This is a genomic window from Ralstonia sp. VS2407, from assembly GCF_052950655.1.
This window is the reverse complement of sequence record NZ_JBRFVG010000142.1, coordinates 1-524: the sequence shown is the minus strand read 5'-3', so window position 1 is coordinate 524 and position 524 is coordinate 1. Positions and strand designations below refer to the sequence as shown.

The following is a 524-nucleotide window of genomic DNA, read 5'->3' as shown; positions in this document are numbered from 1 at the left end:
CCGCAAGCAGAAGCGCGACGCGGGCGCGAACCCCGACGTCAACCTCGATATCGGCGCGACGATCGAGGTCACGCATTGGCGCGACCGCCGGGCGCGCGCGCAGTATCGCGGCGCGCCGTGGGACGTCGAACTCGCGGCCGGCGAGCGCGAGGACGCGCATCTGTACGAAGTGCGCGCGGTGCGGGGCAATTGTCTGATCGTCGCCGCGAAGCCGCCGGCGTGAGCGCGCGCATTTTCATACGCACTTTCGTGCCCTTATTCGCGCGTTCACCTTTCATATTTCAACCAGGAGGACCCGTTTCATGGATTCGTTGATCGTCTGGGTGGTGCTGCTCGTCATCGCCTTCGTGATCGTGTCGCAGACGGTGAAGATCGTGCCGCAGCAGCACGCGTGGGTGCTCGAGCGGTTCGGCCGCTATCACGCGACACTTTCTCCGGGCCTGAACATCGTGCTGCCGTTCGTCGACCGGATCGCCTACCGGCACGTGCTCAAGGAGATTCCGCTCGATGTGCCGAGCCAGATC

General features: G+C 64.9%; 2 protein-coding genes. Both read left to right on the top strand.

What is annotated here, in order from left to right; translation table 11 throughout:
- Positions 1-223, top strand: a 223-nt coding sequence (locus tag ACU8YE_RS24290; protein WP_446929931.1) for an NfeD family protein, incomplete at its 5' end; no start/stop codon positions are given.
- Positions 224-302: 79 nt separating this feature from the next.
- Positions 303-524: SPFH domain-containing protein (locus ACU8YE_RS24285; protein WP_446929929.1), on the top strand; the 222-nt coding region annotated here is incomplete at its 3' end.